Source organism: Streptomyces chumphonensis (assembly GCF_014779715.1).
Taxonomy (GTDB): Bacteria; Actinomycetota; Actinomycetes; order Streptomycetales; family Streptomycetaceae; genus Streptomyces; species Streptomyces chumphonensis.
The window spans coordinates 87294-110023 of record NZ_JACXYU010000004.1 but is presented as its reverse complement, the minus strand read 5'-3'; the positions used below and the strand labels follow the sequence as shown (position 1 = coordinate 110023).

Below are 22730 nucleotides of genomic sequence, written 5' to 3'. Positions count from 1 at the left end.
CAGAACTTCAGCACCGTCAGGAATGAGCTGTTCGTGACCCACACCCCTGAGCCGCTGGCCGCCGACCTCGACACCGTCAGGTCGTGGCTCGACGCCCTGTACGGCGGCATCCCCGGCTACCTCAGCATCTGCTCCCCCGCAGACGGCTGGAAAGGGAGCCGCTTCACCACCGACGAGGCGGGCATCGCCGCCGCCGTCGACCACGTTGCCCGCCTCGACAAGAAGAAGCCCAAGGGCATCTACGCCCAGGTCACCACCCTCCGCGAGCAGCCCACCCAGGGCCGTGGCGGCGAGGAACTCGCCTACGGTCTGCGCGGGCTGTGGTCCGACCTGGACTTCGGCACCGTCGGCCACAAGCCCGCCCCTGGCGCCCTGCCCCTGCCGCCTGACGAGCAGGCTGTGCTGCGCGTCGTCTCCGAGTCCGGCCTGCCCGACCCCACCGGACTCATCTGGTCCGGGTACGGCGCCTACGCCTGGTGGTGGCTCGACGAGCCCCACCTCATCGGCGACGACCGCGACCGGGTCAAGCAGCTGTCCGAGGACTGGCAGACCATCCTCGCCGCCGCCGCCCACCGCAACGGCTGGTCGCACGACACCGGCGTCTCCGACCTGGCCCGCATCCTCCGCATCCCCGGCACCGTGAACCGCAAGGCCGACCAGGAGAAGCTGGCCACCATCGGAGAAGCGTCCGGTGCCCTGTACAGCCTCGACGAGCTGCAGGTCGCCGCAGCCCGCTCCATCACCGTCGCCAAGCAGCAGCTGCAGCCCGCCCCCGCGCCGCCGCGGCCCGGTCCGCAGCGTGCCTTCCCGCAGCAGCGCGCCACCGGGCCCGGCCCCTTCGACGTCATCGAGGAGACCGCCTCCTGGCACGACATCCTCGCCCCCGTCGGCTGGTCGTTCGTGCGCAACCACCGCGACGGGCGCGAGGAGTGGAAGCGCCCCGCCGGCGCGGCCGGGGCGTCCGAGTCCGACTACTCGGCGCTGTGCTCGTACAACCCGCCCGTCATGGTCAACTTCTCCGACGCGGCGGGCCTCCCCACCGGGCGGCAGCCGAGCGGACGGAAGCTGACGATGGGGCGCGTCTTCGCCGAGCTCCACTACGGCGGCGACGTGTCCGCCGCCGCCCGCGACGTCATGCGCGCCGCCACGGGCGCACCCTCGTCGACGGGCGCCCGCTACCTGCCCGCCCAGGTGCTCGCCGCCGTCAAGCAGCGCTGCACGACAGAACGCCCGACCCCGGAACCCGTCGACAGAATTGACGGAACACCCCCTGAGGTCCATTCCGTCAATTCTGTCGACGCAGATCCCATGTACGAGTCCGGCTGGGAAGAGCCGCTGCCGATCGACTCCCCGCCGCTGCCCTCCTTCCCGACCGAGGCGCTCGGCCCGAACCTCGCACCGCTCGTCTCAGCCGCAGCGGAGACGTTCCAGGTCCCCGAGGACCTCCCGGGCATCACCGTGCTGGGCATCATCGCCTCAGCCATCGGCGGCCGCCGCCGGGTCCAGGTCACCCCGGCCTGGCACGAGACCACCTCCCTGTGGGTCGCGGGCATCGCCAACTCCAGCGAGCTGAAGTCGCCGCTGCTGCGCCTGCTCTCGGCTCCCATCAAGGAAGCCGAGAAGGAGCTGCGCACCGCCGCCGCGCCGGTGATCGAGGAGAAGCAGCAGGAACGGCGGATCGCCGAGGGGCGCATGGCCGCCGCCGAGAAGCAGGCCACCTCGGCACGGAAGGCTGACGAACGCGACGAGGGCAAGGCCGACGCGCAAGCCGCGCGGGAGATGCTCGCCGAGATCGGGGAGATCCCCTCCCTGCCGCGCATCCTGTTCGGCGACCTCACCCCCGAGGTGGCCCAGAAGAGGGCAGCCGAACAGGGCGGCCGCATCGCCGTCGCCTCCGCCGAGGGCGGCACCTTCGAGATGATGACCGGCGTCTACAGCCAGGGCCAGCCGAACATCAACTTCTTCCTCAACGCCTACTCCGGCGACGCCGAACCCGTCGACCGCATCAGCCGCGAGACCATCACCATGGACTCCGCGCATGTCTCGCTGTCCCTGCTCGTCCAGCCCAGCGTCCTGGACGGCCTGGCCCGCAAGCACAACAAGCTCCGCGGCAAGGGACTCCTCGGCCGGTTCATCTACGCCTACCCCATGTCGCGGGTCGGCGAGCGAGCCATGCGCCCCGCGCCTATCCCGCCCAGCACCGCCACGGGCTACTCCAGCCGCATCCACGAGCTGGTCGAACGCGTGTGGGACAGCACCGAGCAGGTGATCACCTTCACCGACGACGCTGCCGACACCCTGATCGCCTTCCGGGCGACCATCGAGCCCCGCCTCCAGGAGAAGACCGGCGACCTACGGGTCATCGGCGAGTGGGCCGGCAAGCTCCACGGCACGTGCGCGCGGATCGCCTCCGTGCTCGCCCTCTACGACAACCCCGGCGCGCAGCACGTCAGCGCCGAGCACGTCGGCCGCGCGGTCCGCATCGCCAGGTACCTCATCGCCCACGCCTCCCGCATCTACGAGGTGATGGACCGCAAGGAAGAGGACACCGCCCTGGACCGGGCCCGCGACATCATCTCGTGGCTTCGCTCCCTGGCCGAGAAGCCGCTGACCGCCTTCACCCGCCGGGACGCTCAGCGCGGCCTCGGCCGGAGCGCCGGGTCGGCGGAGGACGTGCAGGAGGCCCTCGACCTGCTCGACGAATACGGATGGGTAGCCCGCCAGCCCCTCCCCGAGCGAGAGCCCGGCAAGCGCGGGCAGAACCCCCTGCCGCGCTACCTCATCCACCCCTGGGTCTACTCCCCACCGCAGGCCGTCCCCTCAGCCGCGTAGCCCGATCCCCGCAGACAGAATTGACAGAAAGGCCGCTGTGAGCATCCACGCCATCGAGACCATCTACGCCGGACGGCGTTTCCGTTCCCGCCTTGAAGCCCGCTGGGCCGTCTTCTTCGACGAGGTCGGCGTCTCCTGGGAGTACGAGCCCCAGGGGTACGTCATCGACGGCCAGCCGTACCTGCCCGACTTCCTGCTGACCGACTGCGGCACCTGGGTCGAGGTGAAGGGCAACGAGAACGCCCTCGACATCTCCCTGATGACGGCCGCTGCGCAGCATCTGCCTGAGATGCCGTATCGCCAGGAGCGGGGGCCCCGACTGCTCATCCTGGGCCCCATCCCCTCAGGCAGCCGGCGGGGCGACTGGGGATGGATTGGGCTGACGCCCTGGACTGACCCCGAGGAAGGCTCGGGGATCGAGGATCACCACTACGGCTTCGGCAGCTACATGAAGAACCGGCGTCCGTGGGTCCTCTACAACACCAGCGAGGCCACCTCGTTCGCGTGCGGCGGCCCGTGGCTCGCGCCCGCACATGACACCTACGAGTCGGGCGTGCCCGAGGCGTACAACGCCGCCCTGTCGGCCCGCTTCGAGCACGGAGCCCGAGGATGACCCACCCCTGCGGCCTGTGCGAGCGCCCCCTGTCCGATGACCGGGAGGACGGCTACCTGTGCCCGGGGTGTGAGCGGGTGACCGGCGAGCGCCTGGACGCGCTGCCCGGCCTGCACCGCGCGCTGGCCGCCTTCCTCGCGCCGAGTGTCCGCCCGGCCGAGCGGGGCGGCACGCGGCGCGCGGAGCCGCCGCTGCCGGTGCGTGAGGACGTGCTGAGCCTGCGGGCCGACGGCGGCATGGTCGGCGTGCTGGAGGACTGGCGCGCGGCCCTGCACGCCGATCTGGGCTGGTCCCGTCCGACACGGGAGGGCGACGTCGCCCACCGGGTCACGACGGCGGCCTCAGCGCTGCGGCTGAACCTGCCGTGGATCGCGTCGAGCTGGCCGCCGGCGGGCGCGTTCGCGGAGGAGGTCCACGACCTGGAGCGGTCCGCGGTCAGCATCGTGGACCCGCCCGAGCGGACGATGCGGCTGGGGAACTGCGCGGCCCAGTTCGAGGACGGGGTGATCTGCGGCGCGGTCCTGCGGGCGGTGCCGGAGAGCAAGAAGGTGCGGTGCGGTTGGTGCGGGACGGAGTACCCGCCGGAGACGTGGCTTGCGCTGGCGTCGGGCCAGTGGGCCGATCAGAAGGAGGCGTGCTGATGAGCGTGCGTGTGGTGACGTGCCGGTACGTGAAGCCGCAGAGCGGTCAGCAGTGCACGGCGGAGGCGGTGGACCCGGACGGGGAGCTGCTGATCTGTGCGCGGCATCTGGCGATGGCGCAGCGGCTCATCCAGCAGGCGATGGCGCGCCCTCGTTCGGGCGGGCGTTGATGAAGGCCGCGTCACTTTCGGGAGGTGCCGGAAGTGATGTCCCTGCTCGAACGTCGAGCAGGGCAACTGTCACTCCTAGGGTTGCATATAACCGGGGGAGTGATACCCTTTCAGGGATGGACACGACCCCTTGGCGGGACCGCGTTCGCGAGGAAGAGGAGCTGCTGGAACAGCTCCGGACCCAGACCGAACAGGCCCACAAACGACGCGCCGAAGCGCTCCGGGACGGAGCCGCCGAGCTGGGGTCCGTCTACGCCGTGGCCAAGACCCTCGGCAAGAGCTGGACCGCCATCGACAAGGCGATCAAGAAGCACACAACCGAATAAGCGAGGACCGGGCAGCAGCTCCCGGGTGCTGGAACACCCAGGCGCGCGCGACCGCCCGGCCCTCTCACCGAATCCCCTGACCTAACCAGGAGACCGGCATGGAGAATCCTCCCATGTCCGCTGCCCAGCGCAGCGGGAGCCCCGCCCGGCGCCTCGTCGCCGTCGGCACCATCCGCCGCCACGGCGGCCGCACCCTCACCGTCCGCGCCACCCAGGCCGGCGCCACCGGCACCATCACCCGGACCGCCCGGTGAACGCACCCCGCACCGTCACGGTGCACACCCGCGACCACGGCCCCGTCACCATCCCCGAACCCGCCTGGTGCCTCGGCGACCACGCCCCCCAGGACGGCGGGCACCGCGCCGACATCGCCCACGACGGCGAAGAGACCGCCGCGATGTTCCACGGCCGCACCCTCCTCGGCGCCCGGCTCACCGCCTACCCGTTCTCCGACCTCGGCGCCGACCCGCTGCCGCTGGCGTCCGTGGAGCTCGACGAGTTCGTGCGCCTCACCCCCGAGGAGCTCGACGGCCTCGCCGCCGTCCTGGTCGCGCACGCGACGCGGCTGCGGCACCTGGCCCGCACGCTCGCCGTGCTCCGAGCCGGTGGGGAGGTGCGGCGATGAGCACCCCCACCTACGTGCCGCCGCTGTTCGTCGCCGAGCAGATCGCCCGGCAAACGCTCGCCGAGGCCGAGGACATCGACTGGGACCTCGCGACCGACGTGTCCCTGTCCGTCCACGTCGGCGCGCTCACCGTCGCGCTGCGGCAGCTCCTCGACGCGCAGGACCAGGAGGACGGCCGTGACTGACCTCCCGCTGGAGTGGGCCCACGCCCACCCGGCCCCGGCCGCCGCCGTCGCCATCACCTTCACGGTGGTGGCGGCCGGCGCCGCCTGGGCCACCGCCCGCCGCCTGCGCCGCCTGGACAAGCCCGCGGTCGCGGTCGCCGCCGTCGCGGCCCTGCTGTGCACCGCCTACAGCGCGGACACCGCCTGGCGGTTCGCCGAGCACCGCCTCGACATGGTGCAGACCGCCGAACGTGTGGTCCTCTTCGCCGCCGGGGAGGTCGCCCTGCTGGCGTGCGCGCTGATGGCCCGGCAGAACGTCCGCCAGACCTCGACCGACACCACCACCGGCACCCCCGGCGTCCCGGGTGCCCTGGTGTGGGTCATCACCGTCGTGCAGCTCGTGCCCGCGTTCGCCGAGGGCGGCCTCCTCGGCGGCGTGATCCGCGGCTTCTTCGGACCCGTGCTGGCCGCGCTGCTGTGGCACCTGGCGATGGGCCTGGAGATCCGGCACGCCCGCCCGGCCGCCCTGTCCACCGGGCTGCTGGCCGTCATCGCCCGGGAAGCCCGGGAACGCCTGCTGTCCCGCCTCGGGCTCGCCGTGCGCGGCCTTACCGCCGCCCAGCTCACCCGCGACCGGGCCACCGCCACGGCGGTGCGTCTCGCCGCCCGCCGATGGCGCGGACCCCTCGCCAAGCGGCGCCTTGCCGCCGCCGTCGCCCGGGCCGCCGTCGCCACCGACCCCGCCCAGCGTGAGCGGCTCCTCGCCGAGCTGGCCGCACGGCGTGGCGCGCTCGCCCTGGCGACGCTCGCCCTGCCCGCCCCCTGGCAGCCCCCGGGTACACCCGTACCCGCCGTACCCGACACCCCGAGTACACCCGTACTCGACGTACCCGAGGAGCCCTGGACGGCCGTCGTCCCCGACGGCGCCGAGCTTCTTCCCGTCGTCGCCCGCCCGGCCCAGGAACCGGCCGACGAGTACACCGAGTACATCTGGCGCGAGGTCGTACCCGCCGGAGTACGCACCCTGCCCCTCGTGCCCCCGACGCGCGCCATCCCCGCCGCGCCCGCCGCGCAGGCAGCCCCCGCGGCGGCCGACGCGGACCCGCTCTTGGACCAGGTCGCCGCCGACTACGCCGGGGCCATCACCGACGGCCGGCCCTCCGTCCGCGAGCTGAAGGCCAAGTACGGCATCGGCCAGACCCGCGCCCAGCGCCTCCGCGACCAGCTCACGACCGACACCCGAGAGAAGGCCCACGCATGAGCACCCGAATCCTCGGCGGCATCGGCATCAGCCTCGACGACTGCGAGCACTGGCAGTTCGAGCTGCCCGGCGGTACGACGGTCGTGCACCTCAATGAGGTGGCCCTGCACTTCGGGCCGGACGCCTCGCCGGAGGGCATCCGCAAGCTGGCCGCCACGCTCCACGAGTTGGCCGAGGCCCGCGCCGAAATCGCCCGCCTGCGCGGCGAGCAGGACGGCGCCGAGACGGGCGGTGCGGACTGCGGCCACCCGCGCACGGAGCCGTGCGGGCACGACGACTACCACAACCCGCACCCGTGGGCCGACCACGAGCACGTCTGGTGCCCCGGCCACACCGCCGAGGGCGAGATGGGCGGTGCGCGATGACCGTGCCCGACGAGACCGCAGCCCGCATGAACGACGCGATCGAGTACGCCCGCTGGCAGGACCTCGCCGACGCCCTCAACGCGCTCACCGAATGGGGCGCTGACCCGCTGCTCGGCCTGGCCGACCAGCTCGGCGTCAACAGCATCTCCATCCTCGACCCGGCCGAGACCCACCAGACCTACCGGCTCCGCTACCGCAGCCCCTACTCCACCGAACGGGACGCCGACCACCTCAACGGATGGATCGTCGAGCAGCGGCCCGCGCAGAAGACGAAGGACACCACCCGATGAGCCACCTGCCCGCCCACCAGCACCACGCCGGATGTGGCTGCTACCTGCCCGTACCCGGCCCGCAGGTACACGTACCCGAGCCGTACCCGACCCCCTACCCGGCCCCGCAGGTGCCGCAGGTCGTCCACGTCCACCAGGCGGCGCCGGACCGCACCGTGCAGCGGCTCGCCCTCGGCGCCGGCACCGGTGCCGGCGCGGTCGCCGCCGGGGTGTACTTCGGGCCGCTCCTGGTGGCCGCCATGACGTCCATCGCCATCACCCTCGCCGTCGTCGCCCTGGTAGTCGCCGTCATCGGCTGGACCGTCACCTCCGTCGTCCGCGCGGCCGGCGGAGCCGAGGGGCAGGCCGCCGCGAAGACGCTGCGACGGAAGGGGAAGTCGTGACCGCCTTCCCGATCGGCTACGAGGTCGCCTGCGACGGCCCGGACGAGGCCCGCGAATGCCCGGCCTCGGCTGCTGTGCGCCGCTGCTTCGCTTCACGGTCCGCGACGGAGGTGCGGGAGGACGGCCGAGCGCAGGGCTGGACCCGGCCGCGCCGGGCCGGTCGCCGCGTGGACGTGTGCCCCGACTGCCGGAAGCCCTGACGGCTGCCTGTCCGCCCCCGGAGCCCCCGGGGGCGGGTGGGGAGCCGGGACAGACCCGGCGCCGACACGAGAGGACCGCCATGAACACCACCGCCCGAGCCGCGCTCAGCATCGGCGCCATCGCCGCCACCTTCGCCGGTACCGGCGCCGTCGTGCTCCTGCTGTCCCGCGACCTGCACGCCACCGGCACCGGCCGAACCCTGTGGCTGGTCGCGCTGACCGTCGCCGCGTACCTGGTCATCGACTGGCTGATCGACGTCGCCACGCGGCCCCTGGTCGACCGGCTGCACCCGCAGACGTCCCTCGTCTCCTGCGGCACCCCCGGGTGCCCCGTGGAGATCGAGCTCAGCGGCCGTCTGCACGTCGAGGACGACGACCGGCTGATCACGCTGGCCACCGACCACAGCAAGCACCACCCGGCCTGACGGCTGCCGGACCCCGCCCAGCCACCACCTGAGAAGGAAGGACCCTCGTGAGCGTCACCATCACCAGCTTCGGCTACCTGCACGCCCCGCCGCCCGCCGCCCACCTGACCGTCGACCTGCGCAACCACTTCCGTGACCCCCACGTGTCCCCGGCCCTGCGGTACCTGACCGCCGAGGACCAGGAGGTCCGCGAGACCGTTCTGCGGACCCCCGGCATCGTGCCGCTGCTGGACGCCCTGGCGGGAGCCGTCCGCGCCTACCAGGCCGGGCCCACCCCCGGGCCGGTCACGGTCGCCGTCGGATGCGCCGGCGGCCGCCACCGCGCCCCCACCGTCGCGTCCGAGCTCGGATACCGCCTCGCCGAGCACGCGGGCCCGCCGGTCACCGTCCACCACCGCGACCTGCCCAAGCCCGTCGTCACCCGCTGACCCGAAGGAAACCTTTGATGTTCGGCAAGAAGACCGCCCGCTACGAGGCCGAAGTCGACCTGCGCACCGCCGACGGCCGCCACGTCACCTACCGCGGCGACGGGATCGGCCCGGCCGACAAGCCCGGCGACGAGCTGCTCGACGGAGCCGAGGCCGCCGCCCTGGCCGCCGAGCCCGGCGCCCGCATCCTCCGCTCCCGCGCCCGCCGCGCCTGACCAGAAAGGACCCACCCATGCCCGAGTACGCCTACACCCGCACCGAGAAGGCCGAACGCACCCGCCTGCTCATCAAGGGCGCCCGCGGTGCCTACGGCGACACCAGCGCGGTCGAGGCCGCGATCGAGCGCATCGACGCCCGCGCCGCCGACCGTGGAGCCCGTGAGGCGCGCGCCTGGGCCGCCGAGCTCGACCAGGCCCGCAACGCCGTCGCGACGGCCCGCGTCGCCGAGCGCACCGCCGACCCCACCGAGCGGCGCACCGCCCGTGAGGCCCGCAAGGCCGCCGAGACCCGCCTACGCCGCGTCGAGCGCGCCCGCAGGTAGCTACACCCCGGGGCGGCCGACCAGGCGCCAACCGAACCGGCCGCCCCGGGCCCGGCACCCTCCACCACAGCAGAGAGAGCGGACCCCCAGCATGCCCAACCCCGACACCCTCGACACCACCGGCCCGGGTACACCGAGTACACCCCTCAACGGCGTACCCCACCCCGCCATCCGCCCCGCCCGCGTCGACCTCGACAAGACCCCCACCGAACCCGCCCCCACCACCACCCCGGAACCCGCCGACGAAGCCGTACCCGACGGCCCGGGTACACCGAGTACACCCGTACCCGTCGACGACCCCAAGCTGCCCGCCCCCCGCATCTTCACCCAGAAGCGCCGCCCCATCATCCCCGGCTGGCTCCGCAACCGCGTCGACTTCCTCGCCACCCTCCGCCACAACACCCTCAACGCCGCCTACGCCAGCGCCTACCACGCAGTACGCGTACCCGCCTACACCCTGCGCCTGACCGCCCGCGCACCCGTCGGCACCGCCCGCTGCATCCGCGGCACCTGGCACTGGGTCGCCGACCGCGAAATGGCCCCCATGTGCCAGCACGCCGCCGAGAAGGACCAGGTACCCGAGTACATGTCCCTCAGCGGCAAACACGAGACCCGAGTACACCGCCGCGCACTCATCGCCCTGACCGCCGCATGCTTCGGCCTCACCACCGCCGCCGCCCTCTACGTACTCGCCCCCGGCTGGCTGTACCTCACCGCATCCCTCGGCGTACTCGCCCTCGGGTACGCCGGGCAGAAACGCGACGCCCCCATCATCGGGCCGGCCGTCCTGAAGACCGAAGTGCCCAAGCTGACCTCCGACGTCGTCCTGCGCGGCCTGGCCGCCATCGGCAACGCCAAGATCAGCGCCGCCATCAAGGCCAAGGGCGAAGACCACGGCCTGCGCTTCCCCTCACCCATCACCCGCGACGGGCCCGGCTACCGCGCCGACATCGACCTGCCCTACGGCGTCACCCCCCAAGACGTCCTCGAGAACCGCCAAGCCCTCGCCTCCGGCCTGCGCCGCAAGGTCGGCTGCGTGTGGCCCTCCGGCGACCCCGACGAACACGAAGGCCGCCTCGTGCTGTGGGTCGGCGACCGGCCCATGAACGAACAGAAGCGCCCCGCCTGGCCCCTGCTCAAGTCCGGCACCGTCGACCTGTTCCAGCCCGTGCCCTTCGGCAACGACCAGCGCATGCGCGACGTCATGGTCACCCTCATGTTCGCCTCCGTCGTCGTCGGCTCCATCCCCCGCATGGGCAAGACCTTCCTCATGCGGCTCCTGCTGCTCATCGCCGCCCTCGACCCGCGCGCCGAACTCCACGCCTACGACTTCAAGGGCACCGGCGACTTCGGCGCCCTGGAACCCGTCTGCCACCGCTACCGGGCAGGCGAGGAGCCCGAGGACATCGAGTACGTCCTCCACTCCCTGCGCGAGCTCAAGGACGAGCTGCGACGCCGCGCGAAGGTCATCAAAGCCCTGCCGCGGCGCCGCTGCCCCGAGTCCAAGGTCACCTCCGAGCTCGCCAACGACCGCAAACTCGGCCTGCACCCCATCGTCGCCGCGTTCGACGAATGCCAGGTCCCCTTCGAAGACGAGGACCACAAGGCCGAGATCGAGTCGATCTGCACCGACCTCGTCAAGCGCGGCCCCGCCCTCGGCATCGTCGCCATGTTCGGCACCCAGCGGCCCGACGCGAAGTCCCTGCCCAAGGGCATCAGCGACAACGCCGTCCTGCGGTTCTGCCTCAAGGTCATGGGCCACCTCGCGAACGACATGGTCCTCGGCCAGGGCATGAACAAGGCCGGCTACACCGGCACCATGTTCTCCCGCTCCGACCGCGGCATCTGCTGGATGGCCGGCGAAGGCGACGACCCCCGCATCGTCGCCAGCGCGTTCGTCGACGCGCCCATGGCCGAAGCCGTCGCCAAGCGCGCCCGCCAGGCGCGCGAGGAGTACGACAACATCACCGGCCACGCCGCCGGAGAAGAACCCACCAGCACCACCGCCTCCTTCGACATCCTCGGCGACGTCCTCAAGGTCGTCCCCGCCGACGAGGAGAAGGTGTGGAACGAGCGGATCGCCGCCCGCCTCGCCGACCTCCGCCCCGACACCTACGAAGGCTGGGAGGGGCCGCAGGTGACCGCCGCGCTCAAGCCCCACGGTGTGAAGACCGGCGACGTGTGGGGCACCACCGACGACGGCCGCGGCACCACCCGCCGAGGCATCACCCGCGCCGCCATCGTCGCCGCCATCAAGGCCCGCCACACCGCCTGACGGCCCGCTAGACCTAGCAGCCCCACCTGCTAGGTCTAGCACCCCCGCTAGCGGCCCACACCCGCCCTGAGCTGCGACCTAGCAGCTAGCACCACCCGCACCAGCAGGGCCTGAACGGGCCCCAGGGGGCACACTGGAGGCATGCACGCTGCACCGCGCCTACGCACCATCAACGACGCCGCCCTCGCCACCGGAACCCGCCCCGGCACCATCCGCGTATGGCTCCACCGAGGCCGCCTCACCCACCACCGAGACCGCCGCGGCCGCACCCTCGTCAACCTCACCGAAGTCGAGAAGCTCACCGGACGCCCCGCCCCGCAACGCCCCCGCGTCGCCGCCGCTTGACCAACGCTCTGACCTGCTGTAACACTGAACGGGCGTTCGGCATGCCCGGACACCGAACCACCAGGCCCCGACACCACCACGGTGCGGGGCCTTCGTCACCTGGTTAATCAGTGACTTGACGGGCATTCTCTACGCCAGCAGCTATGTGCCCTGGGCCGAAGACACGCTCTTCCTCCTCGCCATCGAATACCACTACGAACCACCAGATCGGCTTTCCCCTGTCCCGCCCCCAGGACCGATCCCGAATCGTGCCGTCGCACATCGCCGGCGGAGTCTTCCATCTGTTCAACAGCCGCACCCGCATTCCGGGCCGCCACTCGTCACCCCAACGCTTCTCCATGGTGTGATCTAACAGGCGCCAGGAGCATCCAAGTACCACACGTGACGGATTCGTTACACACAGACTTCGGCTGACCCATGGGGATCTACCGTGGTCATGGCGAGGGTGCGTGCCAGCCCACAGCCCGCGGCTCCGCCAGCCATTGCTGCGCCTCATCCGCGTACTGATCGATGGCTGATCGAAACAGCGCCATATTTTCCTGAACGCGGGCCCAGGTTTCCTGAGTATCGCGTTGACCCGCTGACCGCTCAGCACACCAGGGATGCACAGCATGCATGACAGCAGACAACGCTTCATTGACCTCTTCGGCACGGGCTGATTGATCCCTTGGCACGCTGAGCCTCAGCAGGCACTGCTGATACCAGCAGTGTCGCACTGATGCCTGCAGGCTGCCCAGCGCCTCCTCGCGGGTGCCGAAGCCAGCCGAGGTCAACGACCGAGCCTGGCGCGCGCTCATCTCGAACAGGGAGATGACGTGCCCCAAGTCCATGCGTACTTGGTTGAGTTGCGCGTAGTAGGCGGCATGAGCCTCGCGAAGCGACTGCCAGAGCGCATCCTCCCGTTGCCCTGACAGCTGCAGTTTCATGCCATCTACGGTGCCCTTCGCCTGCGCACGCCCCCCGAGGAACCCCCCGGCGGCACCCACTGCTGCTGCCCCGACACCGATGCAGGCGCCCAATACGGCTGCCAACCCCTGATCCATGCCGTGGATTCTCTCAGCGCCACCTGACCCCATGTCCCCGTGCGGGCCGGATGAACAGTAGGCGTGCTGCCCGGCCCGCACGGTCACAACCCCGCAACACCCCCCACACGCCCCCAGGCAGCCCGGCACGCTGACCGCATGCGAAGACTCATCACCCCCGCCATCCTCGGCGCCGCACTCATCCTCACCGGCTGCGGCAGCAGCGACACCCCCGACGACAAGCCCGACGCCCTCACCCAGGCCGCCGACATCTCCAGCGCCCAAGACATCGCCGACGCGCTGAAGGACGCCGGCCTGACCGTCTCCACCCCGAAGGAAGACACCGGCGACTCCTACATCACCGATGTCGGCGGCACCCCGCACACCTTCACCGTCACCGACCAGGACGACCCCGCACCCGGCAACGCCTACATCAACCTCTTCCCCACCCCCGAGGCCCTGGACGCGTGGGTCCCGCTCTCCAAGCAGTTCGGCGGGGTAGCGGTCACCGGCGATACCTGGGCGGTGAGTCTGCCCACCCGCGACGCGACCGCGCTCGCCCACAGCAAGCGCCTCGCCCCGAAGGTCGCCGAGGCGCTGGACGGCACCGTGCAGCAGTAGGCACCGACGCCGCACGGCACAGACCACTCGCGGGGAGAGTGGATGGGGAAGACGGCCCGGGCCGCCACCACGGCGGCCCGGGCCGCGCCACACCCAGCCGCACCGAAGGAGCACACCCGTGGACAAGCACGCCTCCACGCCCACCAGCACGCCCCTGACGGCCCTCGTGGCCAGCGCCGTGCAGCTGCACGAGCTGTACAGCGCCTACGTCCACGCCGGATTCACCCCGGCCCAGGCCATGGACCTCATCAAGTGCCTCATCAGCACCCACCGCAAGTAGCCGCGCCCACCGGAGACCCCGTGCACGTCCCCAAGCTCAAACCCTCGGTCACCACCCCGTTCCCGCCCCCGCCACCGCCCTCGGCGCCCCGCTGCGCCCACCGCTGCTGTGGCAGCCCCTGCAACCAGCGCGCACGCCCGGCCCGTCAGGAGGACACGATGACCACCGCCGAACACCTCGCCGCCTACCGCGATGACCTGACCAACCAGGGCTTCGAGGCCGACCTCGTGCGCGACCTCATCCTCGACCTCGCCCGGCGGCAGCACGAAGACGTCGGCGTCAGCGTCCCCCAGCCGACCGACACCACCCCCTAGCCGTGGCCGACGGCCGCCAGGAACTCACCAGCTACGAATACCGGCAGCTCCGCGCCCGCATCCTCGCCGCCTCCGACGTGTGCATCGTCTGCGGCCACGGTGCGGCCAACGCCGTCGACCACATCACCCCCGTCAGCAAGGGCGGCGCCCGCCTCGACCCCGACAACCTCGCCCCCATCCACGGCGTGACCGGCTGCCCCGTCTGCCTCCGCAAGTGCAACTCGGAGAAGGGCGACCGGCCCCTCGCCGACGTCGCCCAGCTCGTGACGTCGGTCGACTGGTTCGCCGGACCGTAGAGGAGAACGTCATGCCCCGGCCCATCGCCTACATCGAGAACGACGACCGCACCTGGCGGTGCGATGGCTGCGGCTCCTACGGAGGCGCAATGGGTCGCGACGAGGAGTCATACCGGGCCGTGGCCGAGGCTGTCGCCGCGCACATCGACGAGTGCACGCCACAAGGGACCAGCCGTCAACTCTCCGTCTACAAAGCCGAGGAACTCCGAGAGGCCCAGAACCTCGTGTACGCGAGGCACGCCGACGTAGCCCAAGCCCGCGCCGACCTCGCCCGCGAGGAAGCCGCGTTGAGCGACGCCATGACCTTGCTCAACAAGGTCATCGACTCCCTGCTCTAGGAGTGCGCGTGCTCCAACTGCTGCGCCGGATCGCTCGCCGGTGCGAGACCCACGACCGCCCCTCATACCCGCGCATCCGGGGCCTGGAGACCAGCCTTGGCCTGGAGCCCAGCCCACCGCCCGCCAGCCTGACCGACGCCCTCAGCAACCCCGAGATCATCGACTGTGGCCACGCCTGGTGCCGCAGCCGTAGGAGGTAGCCATGCCTCAGCCCTGGACACCCGACCACGAACTGCACGCCTTCGCCCGCACCGAGTCCCGCCCCGGCCCGCCCGAAGAAGACGGCGGACAGTGGATGGAACGACGGCAGACCGGCCAGGCCCTGATCGTCTGCGAGTGCGGCTACACCAGCGGCCTGATCGACCGGGCCACCGTGCGCGAGACCATGGCCGAACTCGCCGCCGAGCACCCGCCCGCCCTGGGCGCCGACAGCGAGACGCCCTACGGGCCCCGGGCCGCAGTGGCCGCCTGGCTGCTCGTCAACGGCGTCAACCCGGACGACGTCCCCCTGGAGGGGCCGATCAGCGTCGACGGGCAGCACATCCGGTACGCGGCGCTGCTGCGCAACGAGGCGGGCCGCCACTACCGGGACGAGCGCACCGGCCGGAGCGCGAGGGAAGAGCGAGTCACCCCGCTCACGGTCGAGCCACCCGCGAACGTGCAGGTCAAGGCGACGCGATGACGTCGAGCCCCGTCGAGTCGCCCGCCGATTCTTAGAAATCGGACATTTCGCAACCCCGCGCCCACCTGGCATTTTTCTCTCCCCGGGAAGATCACGCCCGGATGATCATGGACAGGGGGCGTCATGGGCCCGGTCGAGGAAGCCGTCCGCAACGACGTTGAGCAGCTCGGCGACCTGGTCGGTGTCGAGCCGTCGCTATCGGAGATGGCGTTCACCCTGGCCCGTGAGATCGACGCCGGTGGAGGTGAGGACGGCAGGCAGCTGCCGCAGTTGAACCGCGAGCTTCGGCAGACGCTCGCCCAGCTGCTGGAGGGGCGGGCCGCTGACGATGACGACGACCTCGGAGACCTGGGCTCCCCCGACTGAGTTCGCCGAGGACCTCTACGAGCGGTACGGGCTGACGTGCCCGCCGCGCTGGGGAACCCCGCGCCACCCGGACCGGCCCTCGCTGGGGCCGAAGCTGTGGAAGGTCATGACCAAGCTCGGCGCCCCGCCGATGCCGTGGCAGAAGTACGTCTCCGACGTGGCTCTGGAGATCGACCCGGAGACCGGGCTGTTCGCGCACCGCGAGGTGGGGCTGTCGGTGTCCCGGCAGCAGGGCAAGACCGAGCTGACCCTGGGGGCCCAGGTGCACCGGGCGATGGCCTGGCACCGGCAGAACATCGTCTACGCGGCGCAGACGCGGGGCATGGCCCGGCAGCGCTGGGAGGATGAGTTCTGGGAGAAGATCAGCGGCTCTGATCTGGCCCGGTACGCCCGCATCCGCAAGAGCAACGGCAACGAGGCGATCCTCTTCCCCGGCAAGCGCTCGCGCATGGGCATCACGGCGAACACGGAGAAGGCCGGTCACGGGCCGCCGCTGGACCTGGGGTTCATCGACGAGGCGTTCGCGCACGAGGACGACCGCCTGGAGCAAGCGTTCTCCCCGGCGATGCTGACCCGGCCCATGGCCCAGCTGTGGTGGGCGTCGGCCGGCGGCACCACGAAGAGCCTGTGGCTGAACCGGAAGCGGGAGATGGGCCGCGCGCTGATCGAGGCGCTGTTCGCCGTGCTCGCCGAGGACGCTGCCGTGGCCCGGCCCCGGACGGCGTACTTCGAGTGGTACGCCCCGGAGGAGATGGACCGGTCGGACCCGGAGACGTGGCGGGCGACGCTGCCCGCGCTGGGCTACACGGTGACCGAGGAGATCATCGCGGCCGAGTTGGAGAAGCTGGACCCGGCCGAGTTCGACCGGGCCTACCTGAACCGGACACGGAAGCCGACCCCGCCTACGGACCCGAACGTGCCTAAGGCCGCCTGGCCGGGGCTGGTGGATGCGAAGAGCCGGCCGGACGCGGGCAGTGTGGCGCTGGCGCTGGATGTCTCGCAGGACCGGAAGCGGGCGGCGATCGCGGCGGCGTCGCTGCGGCCGGACGGGAAGGTCCACATGGAGGTGGTGGCGCACCGGCCGGGCACCGAGTGGGTGGTGCCGGCGGTGGCGCGGCTGCACGCGCTGTGGAAGCCGGTCGTCGTGGCGGTGGCGTCGGCCGGAGCTCCGGCCGGCGCGCTGATCGATGACCTGGTCGCGGCGGGCATCACGGTGCCCAAGGACAAGGCGGCGCCGGAGCGGGGGGACCTGGTCGTGATGCGGTCGGGCGATATCACCGAGGCGTGCGGGCAGATGGCCGACGCGATGAACCAGGGCACGATCCGGCACCTGGACCAGGTGCCGCTGACCGCTGCGGTCAACGGGGCCCGCACACGGCGCAACGGGGACGCGTGGACGCTGGACCGCACGAACAGCCTGGTGGACATCTCCCCGCTGTGCGCGGCGGTGTTCGCCCGGTGGGCGCTGCTGATCCGGGGCCCGCACGTCATGGAGGACTACGACCCGATGGCGAACATCTTCTGAGGAGTGGGTATGGCGAAGCGCGGGCGGGGACGGTGGAGGGCTGCGGCCGGCCTGGCCGCGGCGGCTGCAGGGACCTGTCTGCGTGCGATGCCCGGCATGGTGGGCGCGGGCCTGGTGGCCTATGGGCTGTGGCTGGCGTGGCCGCCGCTGGGGTTCCTGGCGGTGGGCGGGTGTCTGCTCCTGGCGGATCGGAGGGTGCCATGAGCGTGTGGTGGCGCAGCCGCGATCCGGCCGGAGGACGACGTCCGCAGCGCGATGGGGGGATGTCTCTCGACCAGGCGCTGTCGCTGTTCAAGACGGCCCGCTCGTATGCCGAGGTGGATCTGTCCAGGGCGGAGTCCTCGCTGCAGGCGGTCGCGGTGTGGTCGGCCTGCGACCTGATCGCCTCGCTGGTCTCGGAGCTGCCGGTCGGCGTGTTCCGCGGTATGGGGGAGGACGCGAAGAAGCTGGGCACGCCCTGGTGGCTGGAGGACCCGGACGGCTCGGGCTACGGGCTGGAGGACTGGCGCTATCAGGTGGTGATGTCGTGGCTGCTGCGCGGCAACCTCTTCGGCGAGGAACTCCAGCGCGCTGCGGCAGGGTTCAGGCAGCAGATGCGCCTGTTCCATCCGGACGAGATTTCGGGCTGGATGGAACAGGGCGAGGTGCGGTGGGCGGTGGGCGGTCAGCAGGTCACCGACCTTCGGTCCTTCGTGCACCGGCGGGTCAACCCGCTGCCCGGGGTGGTGCTGGGCCTGTCCCCGGTCCGGCTGCACGCGACGACGATCGGCCTGCACCTGACCGGGGCGCGGTTCGGGCTCCAGTGGTTCCAGGACGGGGCGCACCCCAATGCGATCCTGCGGAACACCGAGGTCTCCCTGGACGACGACAAGGTGCGCACGGCCAAGGACCGATTCCTGGCCGCGCTGCGGGGCAGCCGGGAGCCGGTGGTGTTCGGCAAGGGCTGGGAGTACGAGACGATCCAGGTGGCCCCGGAGGAGTCGCAGTTCCTGCAGACCCAGGGGTATTCGGCGGCGGAGTGCGCGCGCATCTTCGGCCCCGGCATCGCGGAGATCCTCGGGTATGAGACCGGCGGCAGCATGACCTACGCGAACATCCAGGACCGCGAGTTGACGCTGCTGAAGTTCGCGATCGGCAAGTGGATCCGCCGCGTTGAGCGGCTGCTGTCGGAGTTCCTGCCCCGGCCGCAGTACGTGAAGCTCAACCGGGACGCGCTGCTGGAGACGAACACCTTGCAGCGCTACCAGGCGCACGCGTCCGCGCTGTCGAACCACTGGGAAACGATCAACGAGGTGCGTCGGCTGGAAGAGCGTCCGCCCGTGCCGTGGGGCGATGCCCCGTTCACCCCGGGGGCCGCACCGGCGGGCACCGACGACTCTCAGGCAGAGGAGTGACCATGGCCGCGATCCGCGGACTGAAGCTGATCCGTGGCGCCGCGATGGCGCCGACCCTGACCAAGACCCGGGCCGATGTCGACGTGGTCGACGCCGGCGACACGGCGGCGGCCGACGACACCGGTCAGGTGATGACGGTGGAGTTCTCCCGCTTCGACACCTGGTACGAGATCGACTCCTGGTGGGAGGGCCGGTTCCTGGAGAAGACCGCGCGCGGCTCGTTCAAGCGCACGATCAAGGCGCTGGGCCCGGCCGGGGTGAAGGTGCTGTTCAACCACGGGCGCGACTTCACGATCGACCAGAAGAGCCTGGGCGTGGCCACCACGCTTGAAGAGCGGGAGACCTCCCCGTACATGGAGGTGCCGCTCCTGGACACCTCCTACAACCGTGACCTGATCCCCGGCCTGCGTGCGGGTGCCTACGGGTCCAGCTTCATGTTCGAGGTCGTGCGTGAGGACTGGAACCACGACCCGGGCGTGAGCGACCACAACCCCGACGGGCTGCCGGAGCGGACCATCAAGGAGATCCGCCTGTTCGAGGCGGGCCCGGTCACCTGGCCGGCCAACCCCGACGCGACCGCGGGCCTGCGGTCCTCGACACGGTCCGGGGTGGACTGGCTGATGGACTCGCTGCGCGAGCGCGACCAGGACCAGGTCGAGGAACTGCAGCGCAGCTTTGCTGCCTTTCGGGCCATGCACGGGCTCAGCACCCCCTCCGAGGAGGGGCCCGCATCCCGGCACCGGCCCACCCCGAAGACCCCGGCACCCGGCGATGAGTCGGCCCGCCACGTCGACGGACTCTCCGCGGCGGCACGCCGCCGCCGCATGACCCTACTCGGCGTGAAGAGGTAGAGACGATGCCGAAGAAGCACGAGCACGACGAAGAGCCGGCGTTCGAGCGGGCGAAGGACCTGAAGGCCGCCACCGAGCGAGTGGGGCAGATCCACGAAGAGATGGGGGTGATCGACACCGAGGCCGGCGGGGAGGACCTCGACGAGACCGCGCAGCGCAGCTGGGACGACCTGGAAGCGGAGCTGAAGTTCCGTGAGGGCGAGGTCCGTGCGTTCGAGCGGGCCGAGCGCCTGCGGGCCTCCCGCGAGCGCTGGTCGTCCACCCAGTTCTCCCCGCAGAACGACCCGTTCGCCGACGACCCGCGCACCCTGTCCGGGCGCGCGGTCTACGACCGGTCGATGGCCGTGGTCGACTCCTCGATGGGCGGCCGCCACCTGAGGGACGACCAGAAGTCCCAGGTGCAGCACGTCCTGCGGACGCAGACCGGCGACACCAACGGCGAGCTGGTGGGGCGGCTGCTGCTGGCCACGGAGAACCCCTCCTACCGCAGCGCGTTCCAGAAGATCGCCGCCACCCAGACGCCGATCTTCACCCCCGAGGAGTCCCGGGCGATCGAGCAGGTGCAGCTCCTCAAGCGCGCCATGTCGATCGGCGTGGACGCCTCGGGCGGCTTCGCGGTGCCGGTGCTGATCGACCCGACGATCATCCTCACCGCGCAGGGGTCGGAGAACGACATCCTGCGCCTGGCCCGGGTGGAGACCATCACCAACGACACCTGGCGCGGCCTGTCGTCCGCGGGCGTGTCCTGGTCGTTCAAGGCCGAGGCAGCCGCGGCCGCCGACAACAGCCCGACGATCGCGCAGCCGGAGGTGCCCACCCGCCGCGCGGACGGGTTCATCCCGTTCTCCATCGAGATCGGGATGGACTGGCCCGGCTTCGCCGAGCAGATGTCCATGCTGCTCGCCGAGGGCTACGACGAGCTGCTGGCGGACAAGCTGACCACCGGCACCTCCGGCAGCAACGAGCCCAACGGCCTGGTGTCCTCGCTGGACGCGCTGACCAGCCCGGCGAACATCGAGCTGACCACCGCCGGCGTGGTCGGCGCCGTGGACATCTACGGCCTGTGGAACGAGCTGCCGCAGAAGTACCGGCGCAAGGCGACCACCGCGTGGCTGTCCTCGACGGACGTGCAGAACACGATCCGCCAGCTGGGCACGACCGACCCGAACTTCACCGTGGACATCACCCAGGAGGCGATCCCGCGGCTGTTCGGCAGGGAGTACCCCATGAACGACTTCATGGAGGACTCCCCGTCCGGCACCGGCACCCAGCCGCTGCTGGCCGTCGGCGACTTCAAGGGCTACCTCGTGGCCCAGCGCGCCGGCATGACCGTGGAGTTCATCCCGCAGCTGTTCGACGTCACGAACAACCGGCCCACCGGTCAGCGCGGCTGGTTCGCCTGGGCCCGCGTCGGCGCGGGCGTCGTCGACGCCAACGCGTTCCGGCTGCTGGTCAACCGCTCCGCGTAGCCCCCTGTCTCCTGGCCGCCGCGTACTCAGCCTGCGCGGCGGCCAGGACAACCCCTGGCTGAGAGGAGAAGATCGTGAAGTACTCCAAGTGCTCGGGTGCGGTCCGCTGGTCGGGAGGACTCCAGGTCCTCAAGCCGGGCCAGTCCATCGCCGACGACCACCCCCTGGTCGCCGAGCGGCCGGACCTGTTCACCGACGCCGAGCCGGAGCCCGACATCAAGATGCCGGCCGTGCCCTCGCGGGGAGTCGAGCAGGCCACCCGCGCCCCGGGCGAGACCCGCGGCACGCGCACGACGCGCAAGGGAACCGCGAAGGGCCGGTCTGATGAGTGACCGGACCGCGCCCGCAGCGGCCGGGAACGGCCGGGTGCAGGTGGCCTACCTGCACCCGCACACCGTGTCCCACTCCTGGCACGAGTCGATGATGCGGCTGGTGATGTACGACCAGCTCGCCGAGGGCCGCATCATCGACACCGGCGGGCCGTTCATGATCTCCTGCGGCAGCGGTTCGCTGGTGGAGTCCCGCAACCTGGTCATGACCCGCTGGCTGGATGAGACCCCCCACGAGTGGCTGTGGTTCGTCGACACCGACATGGGCTTCGAACCGGACACCGTCGAGCGCCTGCTCCACGCCGCGGACCCCACCGAACGCCCCGTGGTCGGAGCCCTGTGCTTCGCCGCCCGGGAAACCCACTTCGACGGCATGGGCGGCCGCCGCATCATGCCGGTGCCCACCATCTACAACCCGGCGCACGACACCCAGGGCAACGTCGGCTTCGCGACCCGCTGGGAGTACCCGGACAACACGGTGATCCAGGTAGCCGGCACCGGCGCGGCCTGCCTCCTCATCCACCGCCAGGCGGCCGAGAAGGTGCGCGCCGAGCACGGCGACAGCTGGTTCGACCGCGTCCGCTACGGCGACGGCCGCCTGGTGTCTGAGGACCTGTCGTTCTGCTGGCGGCTCTCCACGCTGCAGCTCCCCGTCTTCGTCCACACCGGCGTGAAGACCACGCACCACAAGCAGATGTGGCTCTCCGAGGCGGACTACACGCCCCCCACACGGTCGGCTGGAGGCGGCGATGGCCAATGAGTACGGCACCGTCGCCGAACTGAAGGAACGCCTGGGCATCGAAGCCGCCGACGACAGCCGCGACGGGCTGCTGAACAGGGCCCTGGCCGCCGCCTCCCGGGGGATCGACCTGGCCTGCGGCAACCGCCGCTTCTGGCTCGACCCGGACCCGGTCCAGCGGACGGTCACCCCCAGCGGCCGCGTGGTGCGCAAGGCGGACGGCGAGCTCCTGCTGGTCGACGACATCGGCAGCCTGACCGGACTTGCCGTCGAAGTGGGCTGGGCCGGCGCGTTCACCGCCGTCACCGGCTACGAGACGAGCCCGGACAACGCCCTGCTGAAGGGCAAGCCCGTCACGGGCCTGCTCCGCACCGACGGGCTGTGGGGCGCGGCACGGACCCGCGTGCGGGTGACGGCCCGCTGGGGCTGGCCGGCCGTCCCGGACGACATCGCCGAGGCGTCCCTGATCCAGGCGAGCCGCCTGTTCAAGCGCAAGGACTCCCCGGAAGGCGTGATGGGGTCCGCGGAGTGGGGCGTGGTGCGGCTCTCGCGCCGCGACCCGGACGTGTGGGCGCTCATCGAGCCCTACATCCTCGACGGCTTCGGATAGGAGACGCGCT

At 71.5% G+C, this 22730-nt stretch carries 35 protein-coding genes; 34 read left to right on the top strand and 1 reads right to left on the bottom strand.

All coding sequences use genetic code 11. From position 1 onward, the window contains the following. Window positions 1-33: 33 nt before the first annotated feature. From IF129_RS26925 to IF129_RS10290, 19 genes are all read left to right on the top strand, one after another. A complete protein-coding gene (locus tag IF129_RS26925) occupies window positions 34-2832 on the top strand; it encodes a DUF3987 domain-containing protein (protein WP_191209271.1) in 2799 nt (932 codons plus the stop codon). 37 nt (window positions 2833-2869) lie between these two features. Beyond that, window positions 2870-3445, top strand: coding sequence for a PDDEXK family nuclease (locus tag IF129_RS10375; protein WP_191209270.1), 576 nt, complete (start codon window positions 2870-2872; stop codon window positions 3443-3445). Beyond that, window positions 3442-4086, top strand: a complete 645-nt coding sequence (locus IF129_RS10370) for a hypothetical protein (protein WP_224754731.1) — start codon at window positions 3442-3444, stop codon at window positions 4084-4086. Before IF129_RS10375 ends, IF129_RS10370 begins: the two co-directional genes overlap by 4 nt. Further along, complete coding sequence (locus IF129_RS10365; RefSeq protein ID WP_191209269.1) at window positions 4086-4256, top strand: hypothetical protein; 171 nt, start codon at window positions 4086-4088, stop codon at window positions 4254-4256. Before IF129_RS10370 ends, IF129_RS10365 begins: the two co-directional genes overlap by 1 nt. Before the next feature lie 116 nt (window positions 4257-4372). Then, window positions 4373-4582: a hypothetical protein gene (locus IF129_RS10360; RefSeq protein WP_191209268.1), complete on the top strand. Its 210-nt coding sequence runs from the start codon at window positions 4373-4375 to the stop codon at window positions 4580-4582. A gap of 113 nt (window positions 4583-4695) precedes the next feature. Continuing rightward, window positions 4696-4836: a hypothetical protein gene (locus IF129_RS10355; protein ID WP_191209267.1), complete on the top strand. Its 141-nt coding sequence runs from the start codon at window positions 4696-4698 to the stop codon at window positions 4834-4836. Further along, window positions 4833-5207, top strand: coding sequence for a DUF6907 domain-containing protein (locus IF129_RS10350; protein ID WP_191209266.1), 375 nt, complete (start codon window positions 4833-4835; stop codon window positions 5205-5207). The genes IF129_RS10355 and IF129_RS10350 overlap by 4 nt, the downstream gene beginning before the upstream one ends. Then, on the top strand, window positions 5204-5392 hold the full coding sequence (locus tag IF129_RS10345) for a hypothetical protein (protein WP_191209265.1): 189 nt from the start codon (window positions 5204-5206) through the stop codon (window positions 5390-5392). The genes IF129_RS10350 and IF129_RS10345 overlap by 4 nt, the downstream gene beginning before the upstream one ends. Then, entirely contained in the window at window positions 5385-6632 is a 1248-nt protein-coding gene (locus IF129_RS26920) for a hypothetical protein (RefSeq protein ID WP_318153651.1), read from the top strand. The genes IF129_RS10345 and IF129_RS26920 overlap by 8 nt, the downstream gene beginning before the upstream one ends. Beyond that, window positions 6629-6997 carry a hypothetical protein gene (locus IF129_RS10335; protein ID WP_191209264.1) on the top strand — a complete coding sequence of 123 codons (369 nt, stop codon included), beginning with the start codon at window positions 6629-6631 and terminating at the stop codon, window positions 6995-6997. The genes IF129_RS26920 and IF129_RS10335 overlap by 4 nt, the downstream gene beginning before the upstream one ends. Beyond that, window positions 6994-7287 carry a hypothetical protein gene (locus tag IF129_RS10330; RefSeq protein ID WP_191209263.1) on the top strand — a complete coding sequence of 98 codons (294 nt, stop codon included), beginning with the start codon at window positions 6994-6996 and terminating at the stop codon, window positions 7285-7287. The genes IF129_RS10335 and IF129_RS10330 overlap by 4 nt, the downstream gene beginning before the upstream one ends. Then, a complete protein-coding gene (locus IF129_RS10325) occupies window positions 7284-7670 on the top strand; it encodes a DUF6251 family protein (protein WP_191209262.1) in 387 nt (128 codons plus the stop codon). The genes IF129_RS10330 and IF129_RS10325 overlap by 4 nt, the downstream gene beginning before the upstream one ends. Then, window positions 7667-7870 (top strand): hypothetical protein, encoded by a 204-nt coding sequence (locus tag IF129_RS10320; RefSeq protein WP_191209261.1) that lies wholly within the window; start codon window positions 7667-7669, stop codon window positions 7868-7870. Before IF129_RS10325 ends, IF129_RS10320 begins: the two co-directional genes overlap by 4 nt. A gap of 80 nt (window positions 7871-7950) precedes the next feature. Then, window positions 7951-8295, top strand: coding sequence for a hypothetical protein (locus tag IF129_RS10315; protein WP_191209260.1), 345 nt, complete (start codon window positions 7951-7953; stop codon window positions 8293-8295). Window positions 8296-8342: 47 nt separating this feature from the next. Further along, window positions 8343-8723, top strand: a complete 381-nt coding sequence (locus IF129_RS10310; protein WP_191209259.1) for a RapZ C-terminal domain-containing protein — start codon at window positions 8343-8345, stop codon at window positions 8721-8723. Window positions 8724-8740: 17 nt separating this feature from the next. After that, window positions 8741-8938 carry a hypothetical protein gene (locus tag IF129_RS10305; RefSeq protein WP_191209258.1) on the top strand — a complete coding sequence of 66 codons (198 nt, stop codon included), beginning with the start codon at window positions 8741-8743 and terminating at the stop codon, window positions 8936-8938. A gap of 17 nt (window positions 8939-8955) precedes the next feature. Next, complete coding sequence (locus IF129_RS10300) at window positions 8956-9264, top strand: hypothetical protein (RefSeq protein WP_191209257.1); 309 nt, start codon at window positions 8956-8958, stop codon at window positions 9262-9264. 91 nt (window positions 9265-9355) lie between these two features. Beyond that, window positions 9356-11539 (top strand): FtsK/SpoIIIE domain-containing protein, encoded by a 2184-nt coding sequence (locus tag IF129_RS10295; RefSeq protein ID WP_191209256.1) that lies wholly within the window; start codon window positions 9356-9358, stop codon window positions 11537-11539. Window positions 11540-11680: 141 nt separating this feature from the next. Beyond that, window positions 11681-11884 (top strand): MerR family transcriptional regulator, encoded by a 204-nt coding sequence (locus IF129_RS10290; protein WP_191209255.1) that lies wholly within the window; start codon window positions 11681-11683, stop codon window positions 11882-11884. 434 nt (window positions 11885-12318) lie between these two features. On the opposite strand, the gene IF129_RS10285 is transcribed toward IF129_RS10290, so the two are convergent. Continuing rightward, window positions 12319-12810, bottom strand: coding sequence for a hypothetical protein (locus tag IF129_RS10285; RefSeq protein WP_191209254.1), 492 nt, complete (start codon window positions 12808-12810; stop codon window positions 12319-12321). A 255-nt stretch (window positions 12811-13065) separates the two neighbouring features. On the opposite strand from IF129_RS10285, the gene IF129_RS10280 reads away from it, so the two are divergent. The 15 genes from IF129_RS10280 (at window position 13066) to IF129_RS10210 (ending at window position 22720) form a co-directional block, all read left to right on the top strand. After that, the gene (locus IF129_RS10280; protein WP_191209253.1) at window positions 13066-13527 is read left to right on the top strand and encodes a hypothetical protein; all 462 of its coding nucleotides are present in this window, start codon (window positions 13066-13068) and stop codon (window positions 13525-13527) included. 118 nt (window positions 13528-13645) lie between these two features. After that, a complete protein-coding gene (locus IF129_RS10275) occupies window positions 13646-13807 on the top strand; it encodes a hypothetical protein (protein ID WP_191209252.1) in 162 nt (53 codons plus the stop codon). Between the two features lie 158 nt (window positions 13808-13965). After that, window positions 13966-14121 carry a hypothetical protein gene (locus IF129_RS10270; protein ID WP_191209251.1) on the top strand — a complete coding sequence of 52 codons (156 nt, stop codon included), beginning with the start codon at window positions 13966-13968 and terminating at the stop codon, window positions 14119-14121. A 2-nt stretch (window positions 14122-14123) separates the two neighbouring features. Next, complete coding sequence (locus tag IF129_RS10265) at window positions 14124-14417, top strand: HNH endonuclease (protein WP_191209250.1); 294 nt, start codon at window positions 14124-14126, stop codon at window positions 14415-14417. A gap of 11 nt (window positions 14418-14428) precedes the next feature. Further along, a complete protein-coding gene (locus IF129_RS10260; RefSeq protein WP_191209249.1) occupies window positions 14429-14755 on the top strand; it encodes a hypothetical protein in 327 nt (108 codons plus the stop codon). An 8-nt stretch (window positions 14756-14763) separates the two neighbouring features. Next, the gene (locus IF129_RS10255; RefSeq protein ID WP_191209248.1) at window positions 14764-14955 is read left to right on the top strand and encodes a hypothetical protein; all 192 of its coding nucleotides are present in this window, start codon (window positions 14764-14766) and stop codon (window positions 14953-14955) included. Window positions 14956-14957: 2 nt separating this feature from the next. Next, window positions 14958-15437: a hypothetical protein gene (locus tag IF129_RS10250; RefSeq protein WP_191209247.1), complete on the top strand. Its 480-nt coding sequence runs from the start codon at window positions 14958-14960 to the stop codon at window positions 15435-15437. Window positions 15438-15560: 123 nt separating this feature from the next. Beyond that, window positions 15561-15803 (top strand): hypothetical protein, encoded by a 243-nt coding sequence (locus IF129_RS10245; RefSeq protein WP_191209246.1) that lies wholly within the window; start codon window positions 15561-15563, stop codon window positions 15801-15803. Then, a complete protein-coding gene (locus tag IF129_RS10240; protein ID WP_191209245.1) occupies window positions 15766-17328 on the top strand; it encodes a terminase in 1563 nt (520 codons plus the stop codon). Before IF129_RS10245 ends, IF129_RS10240 begins: the two co-directional genes overlap by 38 nt. A 263-nt stretch (window positions 17329-17591) precedes the next feature. Continuing rightward, window positions 17592-18722 carry a phage portal protein gene (locus IF129_RS10235; RefSeq protein WP_191209244.1) on the top strand — a complete coding sequence of 377 codons (1131 nt, stop codon included), beginning with the start codon at window positions 17592-17594 and terminating at the stop codon, window positions 18720-18722. A gap of 2 nt (window positions 18723-18724) precedes the next feature. Next, window positions 18725-19573, top strand: a complete 849-nt coding sequence (locus tag IF129_RS10230) for an HK97 family phage prohead protease (protein ID WP_191209243.1) — start codon at window positions 18725-18727, stop codon at window positions 19571-19573. 5 nt (window positions 19574-19578) lie between these two features. Further along, entirely contained in the window at window positions 19579-21042 is a 1464-nt protein-coding gene (locus IF129_RS10225; RefSeq protein ID WP_191209242.1) for a phage major capsid protein, read from the top strand. Between the two features lie 74 nt (window positions 21043-21116). Beyond that, the gene (locus IF129_RS10220) at window positions 21117-21374 is read left to right on the top strand and encodes a hypothetical protein (RefSeq protein WP_191209241.1); all 258 of its coding nucleotides are present in this window, start codon (window positions 21117-21119) and stop codon (window positions 21372-21374) included. Continuing rightward, entirely contained in the window at window positions 21367-22131 is a 765-nt protein-coding gene (locus IF129_RS10215) for a hypothetical protein (protein ID WP_191209240.1), read from the top strand. The genes IF129_RS10220 and IF129_RS10215 overlap by 8 nt, the downstream gene beginning before the upstream one ends. Beyond that, the gene (locus IF129_RS10210) at window positions 22121-22720 is read left to right on the top strand and encodes a head-tail connector protein (RefSeq protein WP_191209239.1); all 600 of its coding nucleotides are present in this window, start codon (window positions 22121-22123) and stop codon (window positions 22718-22720) included. Before IF129_RS10215 ends, IF129_RS10210 begins: the two co-directional genes overlap by 11 nt. The last annotated feature ends 10 nt before the right edge of the window (window positions 22721-22730 follow it).

Bases quoted from the DNA above. Each gene is read 5' to 3' on its own strand.
- IF129_RS10370 (WP_224754731.1), top strand. From the start codon at position 3,442: ATGACCCACCCCTGCGGCCTGTGCGAGCGCCCCCTGTCCGATGACCGG.
- IF129_RS10365 (WP_191209269.1), top strand. From the start codon at position 4,086: ATGAGCGTGCGTGTGGTGACGTGCCGGTACGTGAAGCCGCAGAGCGGT.
- IF129_RS10360 (WP_191209268.1), top strand. From the start codon at position 4,373: ATGGACACGACCCCTTGGCGGGACCGCGTTCGCGAGGAAGAGGAGCTG.
- IF129_RS10355 (WP_191209267.1), top strand. From the start codon at position 4,696: ATGTCCGCTGCCCAGCGCAGCGGGAGCCCCGCCCGGCGCCTCGTCGCC.
- IF129_RS10345 (WP_191209265.1), top strand. From the start codon at position 5,204: ATGAGCACCCCCACCTACGTGCCGCCGCTGTTCGTCGCCGAGCAGATC.
- IF129_RS10335 (WP_191209264.1), top strand. From the start codon at position 6,629: ATGAGCACCCGAATCCTCGGCGGCATCGGCATCAGCCTCGACGACTGC.
- IF129_RS10330 (WP_191209263.1), top strand. From the start codon at position 6,994: ATGACCGTGCCCGACGAGACCGCAGCCCGCATGAACGACGCGATCGAG.
- IF129_RS10325 (WP_191209262.1), top strand. From the start codon at position 7,284: ATGAGCCACCTGCCCGCCCACCAGCACCACGCCGGATGTGGCTGCTAC.
- IF129_RS10315 (WP_191209260.1), top strand. From the start codon at position 7,951: ATGAACACCACCGCCCGAGCCGCGCTCAGCATCGGCGCCATCGCCGCC.
- IF129_RS10305 (WP_191209258.1), top strand. From the start codon at position 8,741: ATGTTCGGCAAGAAGACCGCCCGCTACGAGGCCGAAGTCGACCTGCGC.
- IF129_RS10300 (WP_191209257.1), top strand. From the start codon at position 8,956: ATGCCCGAGTACGCCTACACCCGCACCGAGAAGGCCGAACGCACCCGC.
- IF129_RS10295 (WP_191209256.1), top strand. From the start codon at position 9,356: ATGCCCAACCCCGACACCCTCGACACCACCGGCCCGGGTACACCGAGT.
- IF129_RS10290 (WP_191209255.1), top strand. From the start codon at position 11,681: ATGCACGCTGCACCGCGCCTACGCACCATCAACGACGCCGCCCTCGCC.
- IF129_RS10285 (WP_191209254.1), bottom strand. From the start codon at position 12,810: ATGAAACTGCAGCTGTCAGGGCAACGGGAGGATGCGCTCTGGCAGTCG.
- IF129_RS10280 (WP_191209253.1), top strand. From the start codon at position 13,066: ATGCGAAGACTCATCACCCCCGCCATCCTCGGCGCCGCACTCATCCTC.
- IF129_RS10270 (WP_191209251.1), top strand. From the start codon at position 13,966: ATGACCACCGCCGAACACCTCGCCGCCTACCGCGATGACCTGACCAAC.
- IF129_RS10260 (WP_191209249.1), top strand. From the start codon at position 14,429: ATGCCCCGGCCCATCGCCTACATCGAGAACGACGACCGCACCTGGCGG.
- IF129_RS10250 (WP_191209247.1), top strand. From the start codon at position 14,958: ATGCCTCAGCCCTGGACACCCGACCACGAACTGCACGCCTTCGCCCGC.
- IF129_RS10245 (WP_191209246.1), top strand. From the start codon at position 15,561: ATGGGCCCGGTCGAGGAAGCCGTCCGCAACGACGTTGAGCAGCTCGGC.
- IF129_RS10240 (WP_191209245.1), top strand. From the start codon at position 15,766: ATGACGACGACCTCGGAGACCTGGGCTCCCCCGACTGAGTTCGCCGAG.
- IF129_RS10235 (WP_191209244.1), top strand. From the start codon at position 17,592: ATGTCTCTCGACCAGGCGCTGTCGCTGTTCAAGACGGCCCGCTCGTAT.
- IF129_RS10230 (WP_191209243.1), top strand. From the start codon at position 18,725: ATGGCCGCGATCCGCGGACTGAAGCTGATCCGTGGCGCCGCGATGGCG.
- IF129_RS10225 (WP_191209242.1), top strand. From the start codon at position 19,579: ATGCCGAAGAAGCACGAGCACGACGAAGAGCCGGCGTTCGAGCGGGCG.
- IF129_RS10215 (WP_191209240.1), top strand. From the start codon at position 21,367: ATGAGTGACCGGACCGCGCCCGCAGCGGCCGGGAACGGCCGGGTGCAG.
- IF129_RS10210 (WP_191209239.1), top strand. From the start codon at position 22,121: ATGGCCAATGAGTACGGCACCGTCGCCGAACTGAAGGAACGCCTGGGC.